Annotated in this window: 14 protein-coding genes; 2 read left to right on the top strand and 12 right to left on the bottom strand. The window is 46.6% G+C overall.

Annotated features, from left to right (window positions below):
- Nucleotides 1-15: 15 nt before the first annotated feature.
- Both ppsA and MUY27_RS01385 read right to left on the bottom strand, forming a co-directional pair.
- Nucleotides 16-2,442 carry a phosphoenolpyruvate synthase gene (gene ppsA, locus MUY27_RS01390; protein ID WP_245128173.1) on the bottom strand — a complete coding sequence of 809 codons (2,427 nt, stop codon included), beginning with the start codon at nt 2,440-2,442 and terminating at the stop codon, nt 16-18.
- 85 nt (nt 2,443-2,527) lie between these two features.
- Nucleotides 2,528-2,956, bottom strand: a complete 429-nt coding sequence (locus MUY27_RS01385; protein ID WP_245128172.1) for an Hsp20/alpha crystallin family protein — start codon at nt 2,954-2,956, stop codon at nt 2,528-2,530.
- Between the two features lie 79 nt (nt 2,957-3,035).
- Between MUY27_RS01385 and MUY27_RS01380 the strand changes: the two genes are divergently transcribed.
- The gene (locus tag MUY27_RS01380; protein ID WP_245128171.1) at nt 3,036-4,538 is read left to right on the top strand and encodes an MBL fold metallo-hydrolase RNA specificity domain-containing protein; all 1,503 of its coding nucleotides are present in this window, start codon (nt 3,036-3,038) and stop codon (nt 4,536-4,538) included.
- A gap of 47 nt (nt 4,539-4,585) precedes the next feature.
- The gene (locus tag MUY27_RS01375) at nt 4,586-4,966 is read left to right on the top strand and encodes a hypothetical protein (protein WP_245128170.1); all 381 of its coding nucleotides are present in this window, start codon (nt 4,586-4,588) and stop codon (nt 4,964-4,966) included.
- Nucleotides 4,967-4,991: 25 nt separating this feature from the next.
- Here the strand turns inward: MUY27_RS01375 and MUY27_RS01370 are convergent, their stop codons facing one another.
- The 10 genes from MUY27_RS01370 to MUY27_RS01325 form a co-directional block, all read right to left on the bottom strand.
- The gene (locus MUY27_RS01370; protein WP_245128169.1) at nt 4,992-6,230 is read right to left on the bottom strand and encodes a PAS domain-containing sensor histidine kinase; all 1,239 of its coding nucleotides are present in this window, start codon (nt 6,228-6,230) and stop codon (nt 4,992-4,994) included.
- 26 nt (nt 6,231-6,256) lie between these two features.
- On the bottom strand, nt 6,257-6,976 hold the full coding sequence (locus MUY27_RS01365) for an LOG family protein (RefSeq protein ID WP_245128168.1): 720 nt from the start codon (nt 6,974-6,976) through the stop codon (nt 6,257-6,259).
- A gap of 157 nt (nt 6,977-7,133) precedes the next feature.
- Nucleotides 7,134-7,994, bottom strand: coding sequence for a universal stress protein (locus MUY27_RS01360; RefSeq protein ID WP_245128167.1), 861 nt, complete (start codon nt 7,992-7,994; stop codon nt 7,134-7,136).
- A 152-nt stretch (nt 7,995-8,146) separates the two neighbouring features.
- Complete coding sequence (locus MUY27_RS01355; RefSeq protein WP_245128166.1) at nt 8,147-9,256, bottom strand: cellulase family glycosylhydrolase; 1,110 nt, start codon at nt 9,254-9,256, stop codon at nt 8,147-8,149.
- Nucleotides 9,257-9,268: 12 nt separating this feature from the next.
- A complete protein-coding gene (locus tag MUY27_RS01350) occupies nt 9,269-10,450 on the bottom strand; it encodes a glycoside hydrolase family 43 protein (protein WP_245128165.1) in 1,182 nt (393 codons plus the stop codon).
- Nucleotides 10,451-10,537: 87 nt separating this feature from the next.
- Nucleotides 10,538-11,890 (bottom strand): ATP-binding protein, encoded by a 1,353-nt coding sequence (locus MUY27_RS01345; protein WP_245128164.1) that lies wholly within the window; start codon nt 11,888-11,890, stop codon nt 10,538-10,540.
- The gene (locus tag MUY27_RS01340; RefSeq protein WP_245128163.1) at nt 11,875-15,573 is read right to left on the bottom strand and encodes a contractile injection system tape measure protein; all 3,699 of its coding nucleotides are present in this window, start codon (nt 15,571-15,573) and stop codon (nt 11,875-11,877) included. The genes MUY27_RS01345 and MUY27_RS01340 overlap by 16 nt, the downstream gene beginning before the upstream one ends.
- Nucleotides 15,574-15,584: 11 nt before the next feature.
- Complete coding sequence (locus tag MUY27_RS01335) at nt 15,585-18,398, bottom strand: hypothetical protein (protein WP_245128162.1); 2,814 nt, start codon at nt 18,396-18,398, stop codon at nt 15,585-15,587.
- Between the two features lie 30 nt (nt 18,399-18,428).
- Nucleotides 18,429-19,211, bottom strand: coding sequence for a hypothetical protein (locus MUY27_RS01330; protein WP_245128161.1), 783 nt, complete (start codon nt 19,209-19,211; stop codon nt 18,429-18,431).
- Between the two features lie 7 nt (nt 19,212-19,218).
- Nucleotides 19,219-23,001, bottom strand: a complete 3,783-nt coding sequence (locus MUY27_RS01325; protein WP_245128160.1) for a baseplate J/gp47 family protein — start codon at nt 22,999-23,001, stop codon at nt 19,219-19,221.
- Between the last annotated feature and the right edge of the window lie 10 nt (nt 23,002-23,011).

The raw sequence follows: 23,011 nt of genomic DNA, 5'->3' as shown, positions 1-23,011 counted from the left end.
ATATATTACCATCTGTTAAGCGATAACGGCACCGGTCTTTTCGTGTTCCAATACCTCAGATACGGTTTCCTTCCGGGCGTCGAGCACCTTGTTGATATTTTCAATCCCTTTGATAAGGGCATCCGGGTTGAAGGCAATGCTATCGATACCGGTTTCGATCAATAATTTGGCAAAGGGTTCAGAATCACTCGGCGCCTGCCCGCAGATACCCACCTTTTTATGAAGGGCATTGGCTTTCTTAATTAAAGCAACGATTAGTTTGGTGGTGGCTTCATTCTGTTCATTAAACAGATCTGCAACAAGGGCCGAATCACGGTCAATCCCCAAAGTCAACTGGGTCAAGTCATTAGAGCCAATAGAAAAACCATCAAACACCTCGGCAAACTCGTCTACCAGCAGCACATTAGCAGGTATTTCGGCCATCACAAATATTTCCAGCCCGTTTCTCCCGCGTTTGAGGCCGTACGCAGCCATCAGGTCCACAACTTTCTTTCCCTCGTCCACCGTACGGCAAAAAGGGATCATCAGCTTCACGTTGGTCAGGCCCATGTCGTCGCGCACAACTTTCATGGCCTCACACTCCAGTTTAAAACCTTCGCGGTAACGTTCGTTATAATATCTTGACGCCCCCCTGAAACCAATCATCGGGTTCTCCTCTTCAGGCTCAAAGTCCCGGCCGCCGATCAGTCCTGCATACTCGTTCGTCTTGAAATCACTCATCCGCACGATCACTTCTTTCGGATAAAAAGCGGCGGCGATAGTTGCGACACCCTGCGATAGCTTATCTACAAAATATTGGCGTTTATCGTCATATGAACCGGTCAGGTTCTCAATCTTAACGCGTTCGATTTCATCGGTTACCTTTTCGAAATTAACCAGCGCCATCGGATGCACCTTGACGTAATTGCTAATGATAAATTCCAGGCGCATGAGCCCCACGCCACAATTAGGAAGGAAAGATAATTTGAAAGCCTTATCCGGTTCGCCAATGATCAACTGGGGTTTTACGGTATCCGGCAATCGGATTTTACTTGCATCGGTAACGGTTTCCTTCCAGCTTAGCTTATCACGGTAAACTTTACCGGTTTTCCCTTCGCAGCAGCTCAGGGTGATCAGCTCGCCATCTTTGATCTCTGTAGTGGCATTCTCTGTCCCCACAATAGCTACGGCGCCCAGTTCACGTGCAATAATTGCCGCGTGGCTGGTTCTGCCTCCCTTGTTGGTGATAATTCCGGCTACCTTTTTTAAAATAGGGTCCCAGTCTGGGCTGGTCTTATCTGTAACCAGGATATCACCGGCCTGTAGTTTATCTGCCTCGGCGGGCGAGTTAAGCAAACGCGCATACCCGCAGGCAATGGCATCACCCACCGCTTCGCCGGTTACCAGTACTTCGCCTTTCTCTTTGATCTGGTATGATTTCACCTGAACCAGCTTTTCGCGGCTATGCACCGTTTCCGGACGTGCCTGAATCAGGTAAAGCTGGCGGTTATAACCATCCTTCGCCCACTCAAAGTCCATCGGCTTGCCATAGTGTTCTTCAATCAGCAGCGCCCAATTGGCCAGCTTCTCAATTTCACGGTCGGTGAGCACAAACTTTTCGCGCAGTTCCCAGGGAGTGTCCTTATTAACTATTTCGCGGTTTTCATCGTCGGCATACACCATGGTCAGGCTTTTGCTGCCCAGGTTCTTCTGAATAATCGCTTTAAAATTATTCTTCAGCGAGGGCTTGAACACCAGAAATTCGTCCGGCGTTACCGTGCCTTGAACAATATTTTCGCCCAGGCCCCAAACACCTGCAATGTGAACCACATCGCGGAAACCGGATTCCGGCTCGAGTGTAAAACCAACACCAGAGCAGCCCTTATCTGCACGGACCATTTGCTGCACGCCGACAGACAGGTATACTTTGTTATGGTCGAAACCTTTATCCTCGCGGTATTTAATGGCGCGATCTGTATATAACGATGCAAAACATTTCCTGACCGCATATAGCAAAGAGCAATGCCCCCGAACGTTTAAGTAAGACTCGTGCTGACCGGCAAAACTGGCATCGGGCAGATCTTCGGCAGTTGCGCTGCTTCGTACCGCTACGCCCTGGTCTGCCTGTTCAAACAGGTAATCATAGGCGTCGGTGATGGCCATGCCAAGGTCGGCGGGCATTTTTCCGGCCATGATCAAACCCCTCGCCTTCTCACCGGTCGCGGCTAGGTTAGAAAAGTTTTCACGATCCAGTTCTTGCATCAATGCCTGTAACTGTTTTTCCAGCTTATTAGCGCTGATAAAGTAGCGGTAAGCATCGGCAGTTATTGCAAACCCATCCGAAACAAGTACGCCTTTGGGTCGCAGATACCGGTACATTTCGCCAAGCGAAGCATTTTTACCCCCTACAGCGGCAATGTCACCCAGGCCAATTTCACTAAATCTTTTGATAAACGTTTCCATAACTATCCTTGCTGGTTTATAATGTGTTTGAACGATACTTAGTCCCTAAAAAAAGCTCCGGCAGTTACCCGCCGGAGCAGAAAAATCAAGCCACCTTAACTTCTTTTTTTGCGGTCAGGCTTTTACCTGCCTTTTGCAGATCAATTTTCAATAATCCATCCTGGTATTGCGCCGTAATATTATCCTCTACCACATTATCCGGCAGGGTAAAAGAGCGGGTAAACGAAGAACGAGAGAACTCTTTACGGGTGTAGTTTTCCTTCTCTTCGTTTGTTTCGTTGCTGGTTTCGGCACTGATGGTTAACCGTCCGTTCTCTGTAGTTACTTTAAAATCATTTTTTTTAAAGCCCGGTACAGCCACTTCTATCTCGTAGTTTTTGTCGGTATCGCGAATATTCACTGCCGGCAATTCTGCTTTAAGAAAGGGTTGATTGAAAAACTTATCGGTGCTCCAGAAATCTTCCATCAATGAACGTATAGATGGGAAGCCGTTTGGTTTTACTAAAGTTGACATAGGACTAAGTTTTAAATTGTACATCAAAGCTCTGCCTATTCCGGCTCAACATCCATGACAGCTATCACGACGAAGCGTGATGCTGGTCAATAAGTTAGCCTACCCCCGCCAGTACCTTCGTTTAACCAATCTTTCTAAAATGCATTCCGAATACGCTAACCAGAACATTTATATCGAGTCCCTCGGCGGGGCAGGAACGGTAACCGGGTCCAAGCACCTGTTAAGAACACCTGAAGGAAATATTTTAATCGATTGCGGCCTTTTCCAGGGATTGAAAGCATTGCGTGAAAAGAACTGGGAACCGCTTCCGTTTAACCCGGCAGAAATCAATGCCGTGATCCTGACCCATGCACACCTTGACCATTGCGGCTATCTCCCCATACTATTTAAAGACGGTTACCGCGGACCGGTTTATATGACCGAGACCACAAAAGATCTGACTATACTTATCTTAAAAGACAGTGCCCGGATACAGGAAGAAGACGCCTTTCATGCCAATAAACATCATTACAGCAAGCATAAACCGGCGAAACCTTTATATACTACCGAAGATGTAGAAGCTTGCATCCCCTATTTTAAAACAGTGGGTACGGGAGTATCGCATCGGCTTAGTGCAAACATTAGCTTCAGGTATTTCCCGGCCGGGCATATTCCCGGCGCCAGCTCTGCTGAAGTTACTTGCTTTGGCAAAACCATCTTCTTCTCCGGGGATATTGGCCGTTACCATGCAGGGCTATTAGCAGATCCGCAGCATGTTTCCACAGCAGATTTTGTGGTAATGGAAGCTACCTATGGCGACCGGACACACCCTGCCGGCGACGCGAGTGAAGCCTTAGCTTATATGATTAACGATACCGTTTTTAAGAAAGGCAACATCCTGATCCCCTGTTTTGCGGTAGGGCGGGCGCAGGAAGTTATTCATATGCTTTACAAGCTGAAACAACAAAAAGCTATCCCGGCAGAGTTACCCATTTACCTGGACAGCCCCATGGCCGCAGCGGCCGGTAAAGTGGTATTGAACCATAGCGAAGAGCTGAAGATCACGAAGGAAGAATGCAGGGCGATGTTTAACGGTATACAGATTAATGAAGACTATCGCGGAACGGAAAAAATTATTGATACCAAAGGCAGTAAGATTATCCTGGCGGGCAGCGGCATGCTTACCGGCGGCCGGGCGCTTGCCTACCTGGAACATTACATCGGCAATAGCAGAAATACCATTTTACTCATTGGTTTCCAGGCAGAGGGAACACGGGGCAGATCTTTGCTTAACGGGGCAAAGGAGCTGAAGTTCCATGGAAAGTTTTACTCTGTAGAAGCGCGCGTAGAAGAAATAAGGGGCATGTCTGCACATGCAGACCAAAAAGAATTGCGTTACTGGATCAATGGTTTTGTACCAAGGCCTGAAAGGGTTTACCTGGTACACGGCGAACCCTGCTCATTAGAAACCCTGCGGGTTAAAATAAAAGATGAAACAGGCACACCCGTAAAAATTTTGCAGGAAGACCATAAAGAATTTCTGTTCGCCATTTCAGAAGAACCAGCCGCGGCCGTTGTTCATGAGCAGCATCACAATAAGTAATGCCATCCGTCATTCGCACGAAAGCGACAACACATTAATCTTGTATCATGAGAACATCAACAATTAAACACACTACCCCCCAACATAACGAGTGGATGAGGGCACTTACTTTTTACGAACAGGAATTGAATATTCTTGACGAACGCCTGCAGGAAATAGCCGGTGATAACACCGGGCACGAGGTTGCTGAAAACGTTGAGTATTTTCAAAATCAACTGATCATTCACCGCGATTATATCGACGGGCTGAAACACCGCATCAGGGAGAGCATGCAGAAAGTAGAGCATGACATTAACCACCTGGCAGGCCACATTAAAGAAAGTACCGCCGAAGGGTATGACAAACTGATGGAAGATTTTGGTACGGAAGAACGAATGGTAAATGAACTAAGGCAAGCATTCAACCGGTTCGCATCTAAATGGATGTAAAATATCACCAATTAAAAAGCAGGTTTCAGGAAGCCTGCTTTTTAACTCCCTGCTGCGCTGAAGTGGCGGATGTCACTATTATTGAAGGCGGAAATGTTATCGTAAAAACGGTTCCGCTACCGGCCCTGCTTTCGCAATAAATTTTACCGTTCATCAGCCTAACATAATTGTGCACAATGCTCAGGCCCAGGCCGGTACCGGGTGCATTACCGGCATTACTTGCCCGGAAGAACGCTTCGAACAATTTAGGCTGATCGTGCTGGGGAATTCCAATGCCATTATCTTTAACACTGATATTTATGGCCTGGCTGTTAGCTTCTGTTACCAATTCAATCACGCCATCGCTTCCGGTATATTTAACGGCATTGGTCAACAGGTTTAACAGGCAATGTTTTAGCAGGTTGCGGTCAACCGATATTTGAATAGCTTCTTCGGGATGTGTCGACGAGAGCAGTTGGTCATCTTTCAGCAGGGAGCGGATCTCGGCCATTACTTCGTCCATCAGGGCTTTTATCTCAAAATTACCCAGAACCGGTTTTATTTTACCTGTTTCGATACGCTCTACCGATAAGAAATCATTCAAGGTGGTAGTAAGGTCATTCACGGCGAACTTTATCTTCTTCAGGTGCGACATCGCTTTATCGGGTTCCTGCCGGTCATAATACTTCTCTACCAGCGAAGCAGAAAGCTGTATATTACTTAAGGGCGAACGGAATTCATGCGAAGCCAGGGAAACAAACTTGCTCTTCATCTGGTTCAGGGATTTTTCCTTCTCCAGCGTATTGCTCAGTTCTTCCCTTAGTTCTTCCAACTGGCTGATGTTTATCTTCAGCTTCCCGGTTCTTTCGGCAACAAGGCGCTCTAAAGTAGCGGCATGGTTCTTAAGCGCTTCTTCTGCTTGTTTTTCGCGCGTCAGGTCATGAAGTATACCTGTAAAATAGATCTTGTCGCCCATTATCACCTCGCTTACGGCCAAACGCATGGGGAATATAGTGCCGTCCTTTTTTAAACCGCTTACTTCGCGACCTCTGCCTATAATGCCGCTAACACCACCCTGAAGGTACTGATTAACATGTGCCTGATGTGTATGTGCATCGCGACTTTGCATCAGCACTTCTACCCGGCGTCCCTGTAATTCAGCCGCTTCATAACCAAACAAAGTACAAGCCGCCGGATTAACCATTTCGATGTAGCCCTTGGGATCAATAACAACGATACCATCTATGGCATTTTCTAAAATTGCTTTAAGTAACGGCTGGATCATTGTGGCTAAACGTTAGGCGTTGGGTGTTACTCATGCTCAAAAAGAAATCTGAAGGGTTTTACCTTGTTACGCGGACGAAGCCCGTATTGCTTGATGCTTTTTTCTACAATCAGTTGTACGGCTTCGTCGATATCATCAGTTACTAAAAACAGTGCGGTATCTGCGTCCCCGATCGTGGCGTTCTTCTTCATCACCTCAACATGGTCAACCAGTTCTTTATGGTACTCTTTACCGAAGATAATCACCGGAAAATCTTTGATCTTATGCGTCTGGATCAGCGTTAAAGCTTCAAAATATTCGTCGAGCGTACCAAATCCGCCCGGCATTACCACAAAGGCAAAAGAGTATTTTACCAGCAATACCTTACGAACAAAAAAATGCTTAAGGTATACCCACTTATCAAGATAGGGGTTTGGCTGCTGCTCTATGGGAAGTACAATGTTACATCCCACCGACCGGCCGCCTACATCTTTTGCACCTCGGTTTGCCGCTTCCATTAAACCGGGACCACCACCTGTCAGTATCGTAAAGCCAAGCTTGGCGAAAGCTGCGGAAGCTTTGCGGGTAAGTTCGTAATAGGGATGATCTTCCTTAAACCTGGCCGATCCAAAAACGGTGATGCATGGCCCTACAAAATGCAGCGCACGGAAACCGGTAACGAATTCGTACATCGTTCTAAAAGTAAACTTCAGTTCCTTCCAGCGCGATTGTGGCCCGTCCAGGAACTGTATTTCCGATTCGTTCATAACATGAGCAATTAGGGAATAAGCATCTTACTTCAAAGATGCCGGACGGACGTGCTTCAGGAAATGATTTTCGTCATAAAATTACAGGCGAAGAAAGATTTTCGTCACAACCCTAAAGAGTGCATCACGCGTAACTGCTATATTTCGGGAACACCCCTCAACCCGGATAAACCAACAAAGGGATTTGTGTATGCCGGGCCAGCTTCTGCGTATGGCTTCCGGAGGTTAACCAGGTGTAAATGCTGTGTTTACGGTGTACTACCGCCAACAGGTCCAGTTCATCGCTTTCACATAGTGAATTCAGCGCGGCATCTATATTAACAGCCCTGAGACTGCGATAGCCAATAGCCGGGTAGTTAACAGTTTGCGTTACCTCGCTCATAAACGCATTGGCCCGGGCGGCATCCTCTGGCTGCTCTACACCTTCGGGTTTAATATGGATCACCATCAAATCGGCATTAAAAGGTTTGATGACTGCCGCCAGTTGGGCTATCGCCAATACATCGTCAGCGCCGAGGTCTGTTGCAAACGCCACTTTTTTAAAACCATGAAAAACGGTATGTGATGGGATCAGCAGGGTAGGGAAACCACCTTTCTCAATCACATCCCGGCTGCTGCTCCCTAAGAAGAACCGTTTCAGCCGCCCCGCACCAGACATCCCCATCACTACCAGGCTTACACCCGGATAACAAACCAAATTCCGGACAACATCTGTAACCGTACCCACCTGGCTTATGGTGGTTATTAGCGGATGGTGGCTGTCGTGGTCAGAAACACTTGCTTCTTCTTCGGCAAACTGTTTAGATAAGGCAAGCAGGTTTTGATCGGCGTCTTTCTTCAGATAGTTATAATCTTCCAGCGGCCATACCACCTGGGCAGAAACCGGCGATTCTTCGGGCAACGAGAGCGCGTGGCAAAGTTGCACGTCTGCTTTTAAATCTTTAGCCAAATAAACGGCAAAACGGGCGGCGTTGTCTGCCTCGGGCGAGAAATCTGTTGGAACAAGAAAAGTTTTCATGGTGTTGCTTTAATTTTAAACCTGAACGGACTGCGCCGAATGCGACGTTAACCCGAGCAATGGTAACATTTTAAAGCTCCTGATTCTATTTAACTTATGCAGTGACAACGGTCACTGCGGGTGATGATACAAAACATGTAATGTTACTTCGCTTACTTTGTTGTCTCTACTCGCGGACTGGCGATGATCTGTTTGATGAACTGCACTTCCTCTGGCTTGTAGGGTGTTCCATCCTTCCGGAAAATATCATGGAACCATAGCTTTGGTTCGCCGCCTTGCGGCATCGGGGTATCCCAGGCGTAAATGGTATTGGTTTTACCTGCTACTAATCCCCAGTTGATCGCCCCGACGTTTGCCTTTTTAAGTATAGGCAATATCGTTTGGAATGTGCTTTTGCGGGTACGCGCCATATATTCGGTACAGATCATGGGGCGGCCATGCGTTTTTAACAATTGCAATACGCGCGTGTGGGCGGTATCCGGTTCATATTCGTGGTAGGTGATGATATCCGAATTCAATGCCTGGAAAGCATTCAGCTTTTCAAAGTCCCAGGCCCACAAACCGGCAGAAACAGGCTGATCGGGGTTTACTTCACGTGCCCAGGTAAATACTTTGGTAAGCAGTGCAAGCGAAGTATCATGCTTGGTGCTGTTGCCTGGTTCGTTATATAAATCCCAAAGTAAAACACGTTTGTCGTGCTTAAAAGTGCTCATCACATCCTGGAAGTAACTCTTCAGCACATTAAACTGTTTCGGATCTTTCACCTCGCGCACACCGGGATCCTGCACCCAGCCCGAGTTATGGATACCCTGCTTAGGTAGCGGCTGTTTGCCCGGTTTAGGATTAGGGTTCCAGCAATCATCAAAAAACACAAAAATGGTTTGGATGTGATGCTTATTAGCAATAGTAAGGTATTGATCCACCCGCGATTTAAACCCCTTCGGATCGGCCCCATAAGCTACGCTATGCAGGAACACACGCATGGTATTAAAACCTATGCCCTGGGCATAGCCTAACTCGCGGTCGATAGTCTTTGGGTCGAAAGTTTCGGCCTGCCACATTTCCAGTTGATTAATGGCGGTGCTTGGGATAAAATTAGCGCCAATCATCCACTGGTGCTGCTTATACCATTCATTTGCCTTTTCTACAGACCAGATCTTACCCTCTTCTATTGGTTTTACAGCCGGTTTTGGCTCTTGCTGGCAAGCAGCAAGCCCGGCCATTAACAGCAGCAAGACAAGGATGTAATTTATTCTTCTCATAAGTCGGTGGTTTTAATTGTTCTTTTTATTGTTGATGATGATGGTCTGCTTACGCTGGCTTTTAACTGCCGGCTTTTTCTTTGCACCGGGCGCTTTTGGCGGCTTGGCAACAATTACCGGCTCTGAAGGAACGGGTATAGCTACCCCTTCTTTAACAGGCAAGCCGAAATTTGGTGTGCCATCTTTGTTCCAGGTGAACATTTGCATCCGTGGCGAGCGTTTACCGCCACAACCTTGCCCAGGTTTTGAATTGGCATGATACAAGATCCAGTCTTCCTTACCATCCGGCGATTTAAAGAATGCATTATGGCCGGGTGCGTATACGCTATTTTCTTTTGATTGTGCGAAGACAGGTTTAGCAGCTTTTGTCCACGATCTTGGGTCCATTAGGTCGCTCGAAATATTTGCCGACATCATGCCCAGGGCATAATAATCCGTCCAGCAGCCGCTTGCCGAATAGATCAGGAAGATGCGGTTGCCATGGGTCAATACTTCAGGCCCTTCATTTACGCTTACATGCGGTGGGTTATTTTCGTCATGCAGGTCGCCGTATTTTTCCCAATCATACTCCGGGCTGGATATTTTAACCCGCTTCCCTTCTATGGTATAAGGGTTCTTCATTTTAGCAATGTAAATATTTTGCTGCCCGTTCTCGTCGCCTTCCCATCCGGCCCAGATCAGGTACATTTGCCCCTTATGCTTAAAAACCGAACCATCGATTGCCCATTTATTAGAGGCCTCTGCCAGCATTCCCTTAAAAACCCATTCGCCTGAAAGCGGATCAGCTGAGGCATTCTCCAGCACATACACGCGGTGATTCTTATTCTTGCCGTCATCCGCGGCAAAGTACATGTACCATTTACCATCCAGAAAATGGATCTCGGGCGCCCATAACTCGCTCGAATAACTTTTGCCGCGCGGCGGAATCCAGATGGTTTTCTTTGGTGCATTTCTAAGGTCGGCGATGTCTTTAGTTTTCCAAAGCTGAAGGCTATCACCAAGCGTGTTGGTATAGTAATAATAGCCGTCTTTATAAGTGATCCATGGGTCTGCGCCTGCGGGCAGAATAGGGTTGGTAAAAGTTTTTATAACCTTCCTGCTTTGTGAAAAACAGAATGGCTGGTTAAATAATAACGCGCAAAAAAACAGCGCGCAATAGAATAGTTTTGCAGACCGGCAGACCTCTGACATCATTTCTGGTACAGGTTATTAAGTTTAAAACTGGCAGGTTATGGGGTTACTAAAAGTAGTGTTTTCAAGCAGCACTACAAACCCAACATTTTAAACTGTTTTGCCGTCCTTTGAAAACTCACGGCGGATACCTGTTACAATATCCCGGTGCAGAATAACACTATCGCCGCGTTTTAATGCCTGCAGACTTGCATATCGAACCACGTTGATAATCGCACCACCTGCCAATTCATACTTTTTAGCAATGTCGGCTATATTTAAGGCATCTTCAAACCTCACCTTCTCAGAAAAAGCTTGTCTCCACAGACGCTCGCGCTCTGCATAACCAGGCATGCTAAAATGAATCATGGATTGGAAACGCCTGCTGAAAGCTTCGTCCAGGTTGGCTTTGATGTTTGTGGAAAGAATAATGACACCATCAAAATCCTCTATCCGCTGTAGCAGATAAGACACCTCTTGATTGGCATACCTGTCATTACTAGAACTGGTTTGCGTACGCTTACCGAACAGCGCATCGGCCTCATCAAAAAACAGGATCCAATTTTTACGCTCGGCCTGATCAAACACGCCTGCGAGGTTTTTCTCGGTTTCCCCGATATATTTCGATACCACCATAGAAAGGTCTATACGGTAAACGTCCAGCTCCGTGGCTTTACCCAGCAAGCTTGCCGTTAACGTTTTACCCGTACCCGGAGGACCGTAAAACAATGACCTGAACCCTGCTTTTAGTTTGCGCTTCATCCCCCAATCGTTCATCAGCGTACCGCCGTGCGTCAACCAATCCTTTATTTCCTCCACCTCGTGCAGTATCTGGTCGTCCAATACCAGATCCGACCAATCCAACGAGGTATTAATCAATTTTGCAGGAAAATTGGTACTGTAATCTGGTTTGTGAGCTGTGCCGAGGGTACAATAGCTCAGGCATTCGCCACTGACTTTTAATAGTCCGCTTAACTGTGGTTCGTCCGTGGATTCATTCACTAGCTTTACCAGGTTAAAGTGATTTAAAGTACCCTCGTCGCTTAGTAGCCGGCTCACCATGATGCGCTTTTCCAGATCATTAACCGCCAGGATAAAAGCCGCTGTTTCGCCCGTAGGCAAAAAGCCACCAAACTGCTTTCCCTTAATACCGCCAAATTCTGTAAAAGGCCGGTCGAACGTTGAGTTCCTGGTAAAGAAGGTATCCAGCAATTGTGGTTGCAGGTGAGGCGCTAACGCCAGCAATAAAATAATACGCTCGTATATATCAAGCTTATAGTGACTGATATATTTTGCATAGACTGAGTTGTTATTACTCAGATCAGGCGGAGGTATTTCCTCTATAAGACCTGGCGAAAAGTCCTGTTGAAAATAGGAAGTCATCCGGGTGTCTATCACCTGGGCCAGCCATTGCAGTTCTCTTGTTAAAACGGCTGCGTTATCACTTATTAGTTCAGTTCCCATATTACATGAAGCATGGTATCCATCCAAGGTAATTTAATCAGCCCTATTCCCCAGGGCAGGGTTTGTAAAATCAGATCGTAAGCGCGTGGCTCTACACGCAATTGCCAGTTACCTTCTGTGATAGACAAGCTGCCTTGCCGCTGCAGAAACGAGGCCTGCAAACCGGCGATAGAAGTGTTTTTTAATTTATCCCATTGCTGGGTAACTACCTTAAGCAGTTGCTCGGACAATTCCTTTTCTGTATCGCTTAATTCAATACCTTCCTCAACCGCCTCCTGGGGCGGCAACCCCACCAGTATCTTGTTCAGCAACAGCTCGTTTTCTGTTACTGAGCCATCGCTTCCGACTAAATGCTGTAACAAATGAATACCCCACCGTCTTGCGTTTTCGTCTTTAAAATTCTTTCCATCCAGCATCTCTAAACGATTGAAAAAGGTAAACAAAAATGGGTGCAGCAACACCAGGCCCGCATTATTAATCAGGTAGGTGTCTCCTTCCGGCAAGGGCAATTCATCGTCCTGCATTGATCCTATATTTTTATATTTTTTCAATTCATCAATAATTTGCTGATCAGGCGGGGGCAGACGCGTTTCTTTTCCGATCGCGGCTACCAAACGGGCAACAGCCGCACGACCGGTTAATAATTCCATTTGCCTTAATAAAGCTACCTTTATTTCAGGTAATAACTGGTAAAAACCGGGCGACACCTTTTCCCGGGCTATCTGTGCTTCGATGAGCCGGGTCAACTGTGCTTCGGTTAAGTTTCCAATATAGTAATTAAAGTTTTCGAAAAGCTTGCGGATGTAATCCCGGGCAGAAACGCGTTGATTGCTCCCTAAAAAATAGATGAGATTAAATGTCCGGAGCCTGGCTGCCAGCGCCTGGTCCGAAACATTAAAGGCCCGCTGGAGAAAAGCCGTCAGCTCTGTTAAAAAAAGCACGAGGTTTTCACCCCATTCCTGCTCAACTAATGTCAGGAGGGAATAGATCTGCTCATCCGTGTAATGCCCGGCCAGGTAAACCGCCAGGCTTTGCTGCCTGCTGATACGCGAAAGCAGCGTACGTTCCGCAGCGCTTAAATTTTCTTTTCTGGTGAGTAACTGATCAATCCATCGCAGAATGTATTGATCGCCCTCTTTTGAAGAATTTCCTGTTAGAGTAGTTATATAACGCTCCGCATCGGCTTTTAAATAAAGTTCCAGGAAGCGGCGGACGGCCATGTACTCTGCGCTAACGGTTATAGCGAAAAGGTTATGAAGGTACATGCGGGCATATATATTCCCGTCCCCATCAAATACCTCTTTTAGTTTTTCCGGGCTGCGCCGCAGTAAAACCACTATAATCTGCCTTAACAACACCATAGCCTGATCTGCCGATAGACCTAAGCCAGGTGGCAACCGGTATTCTTTAAGATAAAACTCCAAAATATGGAGCAGGGTATCCTGGTATGTAATTGTAGAACTGCTGTTGTTTTGATGATAAGTATCTAAAACCGTTGTGAGCCATTCGGTGCCGGTCGCAGATAGAATAAGCGCTTCACTACCGTTAAACTCGTAGCCTTTCGGCACGGCACGGATAACTTTCAGCGCCTCTTTTAAATAAACAGATTGTCCCTGCGTAGTTGTCGCATCCCTTAAAAGCGCCACTACTTTTGCCTCGGACAAACCGCCCGAAAGCGAGAGCTTCCGGATGACAGCATCGAGAAACAAACGAATGTCGAAACTTCGCCAACTGCCGGAACTGTAGGTTTGTAAAAATGCTTCGAATACCATTCTCTGTAGCCGCTCCGGGTCCATACTGATAGCGCCTATTGTAGCGATAGCGGCCACAGCCTCCTGATAAATCTGGACCGCCTTACGGCCACCTGTTAATTGCTGCAAAGCTTCTAACAAAGCTGCAAGAGGGATATACCTGTAAATATTCAAAAGATAAGTGCCGGAGTGTGCAGCATAAGCCAGCAACTGAATAAACTCATTAGAAGCTGCTTTGGCTAATTCGAGCACAAGCGCTCCAACTGTAAGTTCACCATGATACCAGGAAGGCACCTCGCCATGGATGATGATATGCAGCAAAACATTACGCTGGTAAACAGGATGGTTGTGTAACCGCGCAGGATTTTCTTTTACTACAACCGTAGCTACCGTAGAAGGTGTGTTATCTGTTCCAACTATCGCGGCTTCTTCCAATCTGTCTAACACCTCGAAAAAGATATCCAGCAAGGATGTGCTCAGCAAGGCGCTGCTTCTGTGGCGCAGAATGTTAGCCAGGTTTGCAACTGACAGGTTATAATGACCAGCCAAAGCCCTGATATTCCGCTCAAGAAACATCTTCCGGTTAAACTCCGAACCATGCTCCTTTAAAATGAAGTTAAAGATCAGCTCCCAAACTACCCGCGAAAAGCTGGCCTGTTCTATATTTACCGGTCTTTCACGCTCCTGTATTTTATTAACCGTTGTGCGATATTCCAATATAAAAACAGCATTGGTAGGTTCAATCAGCCTGATGATCTCTTCCGTCACTCCGTCATTAAACACTATTGCTAACCGTGCCCCCGGGTTTTCGAGCTGTTGTAATTCATATAATAGTTGAATAACCGATCGCGGAGTCATCCGCATCAGCCGAAGCATATTGCTGTTCAACTCGGCTAAATCTTTAATTTTTGCTTCGGGCGGCAGCGAGAGGTGAAAAAGATAATAGTGAATGATCCGAAGCTGCTGTACCCAGATTTCTGCTTCCGGGGTGCTGGTATCTTCGTTACCGATGTAATCATTTACCGGGTTCGGGGTATCCGCTTGCCTGCCTTCATTCCAAAGTTCTTTTACAATTCCGAATACTTCGAAATGGGTGCCCTCAAAATATTCAGAATCCATAGAGGCATAAAGTATATCCAGCAAGCGGGTATAGGCTAAATTGAAATGGGCCGCAATGCTGCGGATGTTGTACAGCACAAACATCTTGCGGTTAAAGCGCCCCGCACCATCTCTTAACAACGTACTGAAAATAAAACGCCAGATAACACGGCTGAAGCCACTGGCTTCGCCGGTAAACAGGTTTGTACGGCGCTTCTGGTACAGCACTTCTGCATGATATTGAAAGATGAAATCTGCTTCAGCCGGTTCCAGCACAGCAATCATCTTGCGAATGGTATGATCTGAAAACTGCCAGGCGAGGCGTTGCTGTACATTTTGCCGCGAGCCAATGCTTAAAATAATACGCTTTAGGCGTTGTTCGTCCGAGTGGATCAACTCTTCGATCAATTTATTTACAGAACTAATTGCAAACCCTTTTGCCCACCACGGAAACAAGCCGTAAAGCAGGTAGTAGGTTAACAGGCCGAACTTATCTGCAGCAAACTGGCCGGTTGGGCTATTGGTAGTACCTCCGGGCAACTGTTGGTGGTTTTCTTCCAGTAGCAGCAATAATTGTTGTTCTAGTTCTTCTATAATGCGCTCTACCAGTTGGGTATCCAGCAGTTGGGGCGGTATCACTCCGGCGTCAATAGTCAGTTCATTGATATGCAAGGCCACATCTTCTGGTATGACGCGATCAAATAACGCTTCGAGCCGAGAAACAACTTGCTGATTGAATATATTGCTCAATTGCCCCTGAAGCAGGCGTGCTTCGCTTTCGCTACCGGTGGTAGTAACATCAAACAGGTAGCGCTGGATATGGTAATAACCCATCTGATACCGTCTTAATTGTTTTGAAGGAATGAGATCAGTTTTCGCGAGAGGGCATCGTGTTCCTCCGTTTCATCCCTGAAAGATTTTCTCCACACGTCATATTCATCTTCAAAAATCTTCATCCTGGAAGGCGACAGCCATTTGAAGTTGAGCCGGATGTTTGCCGGAATGTTCAGAATAAAAATATCCCTTACATATTCCCTGAAATCATGGTCCTGAAACCGGGCAGGCCATGAAGGCAACACCACCGTTACCTGGAAGTTAAAGAAAGATTCATTCAACGGTCCCACGTCATTCCGCACCAGCATTTCAAAGCCCTTGACAGCCGACGAACTTCCCGCAACAGCCCGTTCCGATGCGTACCTGAAAAGAAGATCTATCACTTCGTCATGGCTGCGCGAATCCAGATAACAATACTTAACCAGGGCCGTGTGGGTTTTATCCCTGTCCCTATCCTGCGCCGCCTGCAATAATTCTTGTAATTGTGCCTCACGGGTATTAAAGTCTACCCATTCGCGGTTATACAGCAGCCGTTTCTGGTGATGATCCGTCAGGCGGAACCCAAAAGCGGGGCTTTGCAGCGACGGCCGCAGCAAGATATGCTCTACCACATAAAACCCCTCAGAATCAAGGCTTAGCTTACGGAAATATTTCACCAGCTTTTTTAATGCGCCTACCGCCAGCGGGCCAGACGCATAGCGCCCGATGACTTCCCACTGTTCATCCGCCTCATACTTAAAAAGCAGCAAACAGGCTGTTTCGCTTCCGGCTTCCGGGTAGGGTGCAATTTTATAATTGCCGAAATTGATCGCGGCAGCAAAAAGCTGTTTATCCCGGCCTTTAAACGCAATCCCTTTACGGTCGGAAAGTGTATAGTCTTTTATCTTGTTTTGCCTGAATAGCTCGCTGATATCATTTGCGGATAAGAACAAATCGGGCGTATCGTTACTTTCTTCAAAAGCGGCGCTTTGATGTTCGTTAGTTGAGTTTTGTGTGGCGCTCTCTATCTTTATACTTGGATCCTCGAAAACAGCAGAAAGGCGCCTTTCTTCCAGATAATTTAAACACAACAATAGTTTGATCTTCTTTTCGAAATTAAAGGTGGTACTATGGTTAGGGCCGTTTAGATAGTTTAAACCACGGTTTTCGCCCCGGTGAATGTTAACGATATTACTTAAGTAATACGATTTCCATTTCATCTCGGTGGTATACTTTTCTTCGGGTTGATCGGCATGATAGATCTGCCGGTACGAGCGGACAGGGTAGGTAGGTAATAGCTCATTAAACCTTGCCAGCATATGGTTTAATTGACGGGTGCGACGTTCCTGGTAAACCAAATCACTATCGCCCATTGCCTCCAGCGCTTTCATATAGCCGTTCTGTGGGTCGGCTACAAATTGCTCCCACTCCCGGTTCCACCTGTCTTTTACATGTGCCTGATACTGTTTGATGATTTCCTGTGCTCCCGGTACGTCATAAAGCGGCTGGGAAAAGCTGTTGGTTTGTTTTTCGGGCGGGATGGTGGTAGAGAACGATTCCTGCACATTAGCCAGTTGCTCAAGGTAATTGGCTAAAACCTGTTCGAATAGCATCAGGTAGCCTTTTAACTGCTTCACCTGGGCTTTTCGCGCCTCTGATGCCCCTGCGGGCAAACCGTGTTCGCCCAGCCCGTAAACAGCGGGGAAGTAATTTTGCAAAGAGAAATACTTACCCGGGTTACGGAACGTACCCGAAGTAAGGTTATTATCATTGCTGTAGAAAGAACTGATGAAGCGCCTGTCATGTGCGGCGTTTAGTTTAATTAGAAGGTTTTTATAAACCGCCTGCCTGATCTTAACCTGGTATTTACTGGTAAACAGCCTGATACCCTGCGCCGCTTCATCATCTAAAAAAGCGAAAGCATCTTCATCTATTTCCAGTGGGCTGTTATGGGCTTGTTTGCCGTTCGCCGTTATGGTGATCTGTTTTACATGCAAAACACCCTCGATGACAGATATCAAACGCACCAGTTCAATGTAATCTATACGGGTTTTCCTTTTCTTAAGTTCGCTATCGGGTATAATGCCGTTGCTCAACCTCGGACCGGCATAGATCTGGTCCATCGTATACCCCTTAGCTATCAATTCTTCTTCTGTAAAATACCTCACCCTGGCTCTCAGCATAGTATCTATACAATTGTATATCTCTGCCAGAATATGTTCGGGCTGCACCTGGTCTTTTATTAATACATCGGCCTTTATTTCAACGGCAACGGGTTTTAAAATCACCACATCGTGCAGCAGGTCTTCGCCCAGTTTTCGTTCGGCCACAAAAACGCTCTTTATCTGCTCTTTTATCCGGTCTCCTTCATTCGGTTCTTTCAAGATTAATTGCGCGGTGGTTTTATTTACCTGAACAGTCAACCGGTATAATCCCCTGATACCGCTACCCGCAAATGCACTATATACCGGCGCCAGCCAGGCATTATCTATTTCATCAATACGGTCAATCAGTAACTTACGGTAATCGTTAGCGATGGCCACCCCCGAAAACAATATTTCCTCGCGATGATGAAAAGAGTTTTTATTGAAGCTAATATGCCCGTTTTTATCCGTCAGCAGGTCTTTTATCGAAAAACCTGTGCGGTAAGCCAGGTCTGTAATGGCGTAGCACAACTGCTCAATGATGGTCACGCCGGGGTCGTGCAGGTTATAATCCGTCCACTCTTCGCCAGCCATCTGCTGTACGAGTGCGATAGCCGCCTGCCGTAAAAAAGCAAAATCATGCGCGCAGCTTTGCTTTACCGCATTTTTTTTGTTGATAATTACGGGTTTAACCACGGGCATCTTCAATCCGGACTATAGCAAACATTAACATTATTTATACACATCGCGGTCTGCCGGAAAAAGCTGGTCGTCCCAAAGTTTGGTCAGGGTGTAGTATGCGTAAGCTTCCGGGCCATAATTGGTATTGGTACGTATCTGTAACGAATAATCGTGCGTGGTACCACGCCATCTTAGGTTAAGCTTATTCCAGAAAAAACCGAAGCAGCTGCTTACCTTTTTTATTTTACCGCCAGAACGCCCGTAAGCGCTTACAGCAATCGCGTGCATCATACTAAATTTGCCGGTGCCTTTTTTCCCGGCGCGGGCCACTACTTCAAAGGCGTTGCAATTATCAAGTCCTTCTACAATTGTGTGCCACTTGCCATCGGCAGGTTTTCTATCTTTGATGAAGGTACCAATACGCCCTTCCATCGCCGCGAAGCCCGCTACCTCCAGTTTATAATGGTCTTCTGCTTTTTTACCAATACCCAACCCTCCCTGAACGTTAAAATAAAAGCTTTTTGAATCAGGGTCATCCTCGAGACTATTATGCGGCTGAAACTTAAGGCAAGACGGATCGGCTTCGTCTTTCGCGATCTGGTAGTAGGGGTCTATTTCATTAATATCCGAATAAAAAGACAGCAGGTTTTTATTGGCTTTCTGGTTATACACCTTCAGCCCGTTTTCGCGGTCTTTAGAAAACCCGTCCTCCGTTTTATGCACCATGGAGTTGATAAGCGCGGCGTAATGAATTTCTGTAGGGACTTTCCCGTTTTTGAAATAATCCTTAAGCTGATCACGACTTTGATTTTGCTGTGTTGAATACTGCTCCATTGCTTGTTCAGATTTCGTGGATGGTTAAATTAAAATACTCGTCTTCGCCACTATCCTCGTTTTTATTATGCTGCTGCAGCCCTTTTTCTGCACGGTTTTCCGTTACCAGGAATTCGGCATCTACAGCCAGGTCGCCTATCCCGACGGCAACCGCCGTGTGGTATTCCTCAGATATACTTACCGAAATCAGGTGCTCATCTGCCGGGATGAGTATCGCCTCGGGAACAGAGCCCTGCAAAAAGGTATCGCCAGAAATAGCCAGATCATTGATGTGGTAACGGTATTCGCCTGAATTCTCGCGGCTTCTAAAAAAATGTACCATGGAGAAGCGGGTAACGCTGTTTACGTAAGGAAGTTCTTTTATAAAGCTCAGCACCTCAGAAACGAATACTTTTGAACCTATTTTAATCTCGAATACGTTTTTGTTGATCCACGGGCAGAAATAATCGCGGATATCCTGGAATAGCTGGTTAAGATAGAATTGCTGGTTGGCGCTTTCTGTGTTTGCAAACACAATATCAGCTACCACTTTTACCCTTTCATAAACAGGGTTAGCTACCCTGGCGTAAATAAAGGCCGGCAACGCCCCCCTTAGCAGCTTATTTACTTTATACAGCGTTGCCAGATTTACCATAGGCTCTCGCACTATCTCCGCACCGTTATCATTCAGCCTCGGAATCAGGATCACTTTTATCGTAGCCCCCGGCCCCTCGGTTTGTTCTATCACTGTTTCATTACGGGTAATACATTTAGCCATCAGTAGTTCAGGGAAAGCCTGCAGAATGAATTGCTCTATCTGCCTTACGGTTACCGGCCTGTTCTTATGGCGCAAACGCTCGCTTACCCGCACATAAAAATCTGCTTCAGATTCTGCTGCCCTGCCGTTGAAAGCATAAAAAGGCTGTATTACCTGTTTTATGCCTGCTATCTGCCTGTTGAAGCTTTTAATTTTCCCAGGCTTCAGCAGTTCAAAATGTTCCGGGGCAAGGCCCTGCCGGGTGACCAATACGGCGTTTGTTGTAACGGCGATAAGTTTGGTATACACCTCTGCAAAGCCGTCAACAGAAAGCCTGAGCCAGAAAAGCCCGGAGGGCATCACTGTATTTTCGATACAAAGCTCACGCGGAACGGTTATCCTGACAATCCCTGTATTGACCAGGTTATTGGTGGTATCGGCAATTAACCCGGATGCGGGGATACTTACCCATTCGTTCCGGTCGAGGTAACTCCAGCGGATCGCGGCCTCGTCACCCAGCGATTCAATAAAGTTCTTTTCTTCCAGGTAGAACAACAAAGACAGTTCCTGGCCTGGCACCACGTTCTTTAAGCCGATGAACAGATTTCGGTTTTGCTGTAAGTCCGGAAACAAAGTGGTTCCCCCTTCCACATGCCCCGGGTATGCCTGCATGTAGCCGAAGGGGCATAAGTGATGAACTGTTATATTGTTACCGTCTGAACGGACAGACCGACGTAACGCTTCTGAAGCTTCCAGGATATAATCTACCCGCAGGGTTTTCACCATGGGTGTATACGGCGGATTAGGCATTGGCCTTTTCCGTACGAACCGCCGGCTATTATGTACCATTACATCGGCTACCAACTGCGGGTAGGCCTCGTGGCCAAACGCCGAAGGAGGATTGGACAGTTCGATCTGCAAAGCACCGTTGTCATAACCGGTACCAGCTACATTATTCTCCGCATCCATTAAAGGGTTATTGGTAAACTCCAGTTGCTGCACGTCAATCTTATCCAGCCGGGTTTCGGGCAGCAGGTATTCATGACCTTCGCTATTGTAATCTACCGCAAACAGCTCAAACTCCTGCTGTTTATCTTCCGGCGGGGTTACGCGACCATTGTTTACCGATGCTACCTTTATCTTGAAAGAATCTGTTTTATAGTTAAGTCCGTAAGCACGGTAATGCTCCTCAAAACCACCTGTTACTTCGGGCAGGCCGATCCATTGCAGAAACAAGCGTACTTTTTTTGTATACCGGTTAAAAACGTTGGTGTTCTTGATCAATAGTGGGGCACCCTTGACCGGCGGCGAACCGAATGGCGGGAATGCCGCCACCGAACTTACAGGGCCGTAATTACTGGCCAGGCTGAAATTTTTCACCCCGTAAACCCGGGCGTTGATCTTTATACGTTCGATAACCAGGTTGCGTAAGAACGAATAGCCATGAACAGCCGCACCGTTATTTAAGTTTACTCTTATTGCAGGGAACGTGATATGATTAATATCGCCATGCACACCGGGGACATAAACAACCGGTGCTTCTTCCTGTGAGGGCAGGCTGATATTGATCTCGATATAACGGTCTGTTGCATTACCGGCATAAACGGCATTGTATCGCTGCGCGCTAAGCCAGCCATCCTTCGCGGTATAACAAACATTAAAGGCCTCGTTAAACAAGTCAAAACTCGTTTGCAGGAAATCTGCGTCCTTTATTTGCTGATAGCTGTTTATAAAACCATCTAACTGCACGGCCGACTTTTTTGACAGGTAAATAGTGATCTTAATGCGACGGTCTCCCTCGGGAAGATAAAGCACAGGCGAACTAATGATCGTGCCGATAGCTGTATCGTCCATGGTGCGTTCGTTCATGCCAAAATCTCCCTGATTTTCGCCCAGCACGGCCTTGGGGAGAACCGTACCGCGTGGTTTAAGCAATTCTGTAGCAGTCAGCGGTTGAAAATCAGCCTGAAAAGGCCTTAACATGTTTATTTCTGCAAGGTCGGCATTCCAGGTGTATTTAGAGATGTATAGTGTTTTCAACTGCGCCACACTGGCGCCGGTAAGCTGAAGCGGTTGTTCGGTTATATAGATCAGGGGCTTCTGGCTGCCAATCTCTGCCAGCAGTTCTTCTCCCTTTTTAAGGTTTACCATTTCTACCGTAGGGTCCGCTTCAAATAGCACATAAGTACTATCCGGCTGCTCTGGCAGGGGTTTAAAATTTAAAATATCCCGGTAGTAAAAATCCAGGTGCTTCTTGGGTAATAAATTCAACTGTTCCTGCAAATACTGGTACAGATGGATAAATGCCAGGCATAGCGCCAGGTGCGGCGGTTGCTTGTCTTTAAATAGATCATACCCGCGCAGGTAGTAATTTATGGCACCAAGAAACTGGTTATAGTGCCGTCGCAAATCATTAAAAGCCCCTTTAACAAACTTTACAGAAGCCATGGCCTGCTCCCTTAGCGTTTCGTCTGCAGTATTGAAGAACTGCGGCGTTGATTTATCATCTGCATGCAGCTTTTCCAACTTTTCCTGCCTGTGCACCTTACCGCTAAATACCTCTTTGTATTGCAGGTAAATATTTTTGAAGTGCCCAAACTGATCGTTAAGGGTGGCGGCTATTTTAGCTATGCTTTGAACGCGAATGTTAGCGGCATAAATGCGGGTAAACTGATGCTGCAACTGCTGGATATTGGCTACCGCTTCGGCAAGAAAATCAAAAAGGGAATTAATATGCCTGAAAAATGTTTCGTCGTGCTCTGTTAACTGCAGCTGCGCTTCTATGTGTTCTAAGCGGGTAAGGTTCTCGGCATAGTCCTGCCGGGAAGTAATTAAAATCAGTAAATTGGCATTGGTCTGAAAAAAATCGCGCCAGTCGCCCTCTATCTCATTTTTGGTATTGTAAAAATTAAACTCGCCGGCCAGCTCGTACAGGTAACGCAAGAGGTCTACGCCGTCTTTCTCGTCTATGCGAAAGTTTTCTGGAAACAGTGCTGCAATCTTACGCTCCTGCTGGCTTAATCCGTCTTTTGCTTCCGATAACAGCTCGCTCATGGTTCAATAT

Origin of the sequence: Mucilaginibacter straminoryzae, from assembly GCF_022953055.1 — a bacterium.
Taxonomy (GTDB): domain Bacteria; phylum Bacteroidota; class Bacteroidia; order Sphingobacteriales; family Sphingobacteriaceae; genus Mucilaginibacter; species Mucilaginibacter straminoryzae.
This window is presented reverse-complemented; position numbering and strand designations above follow the sequence as displayed.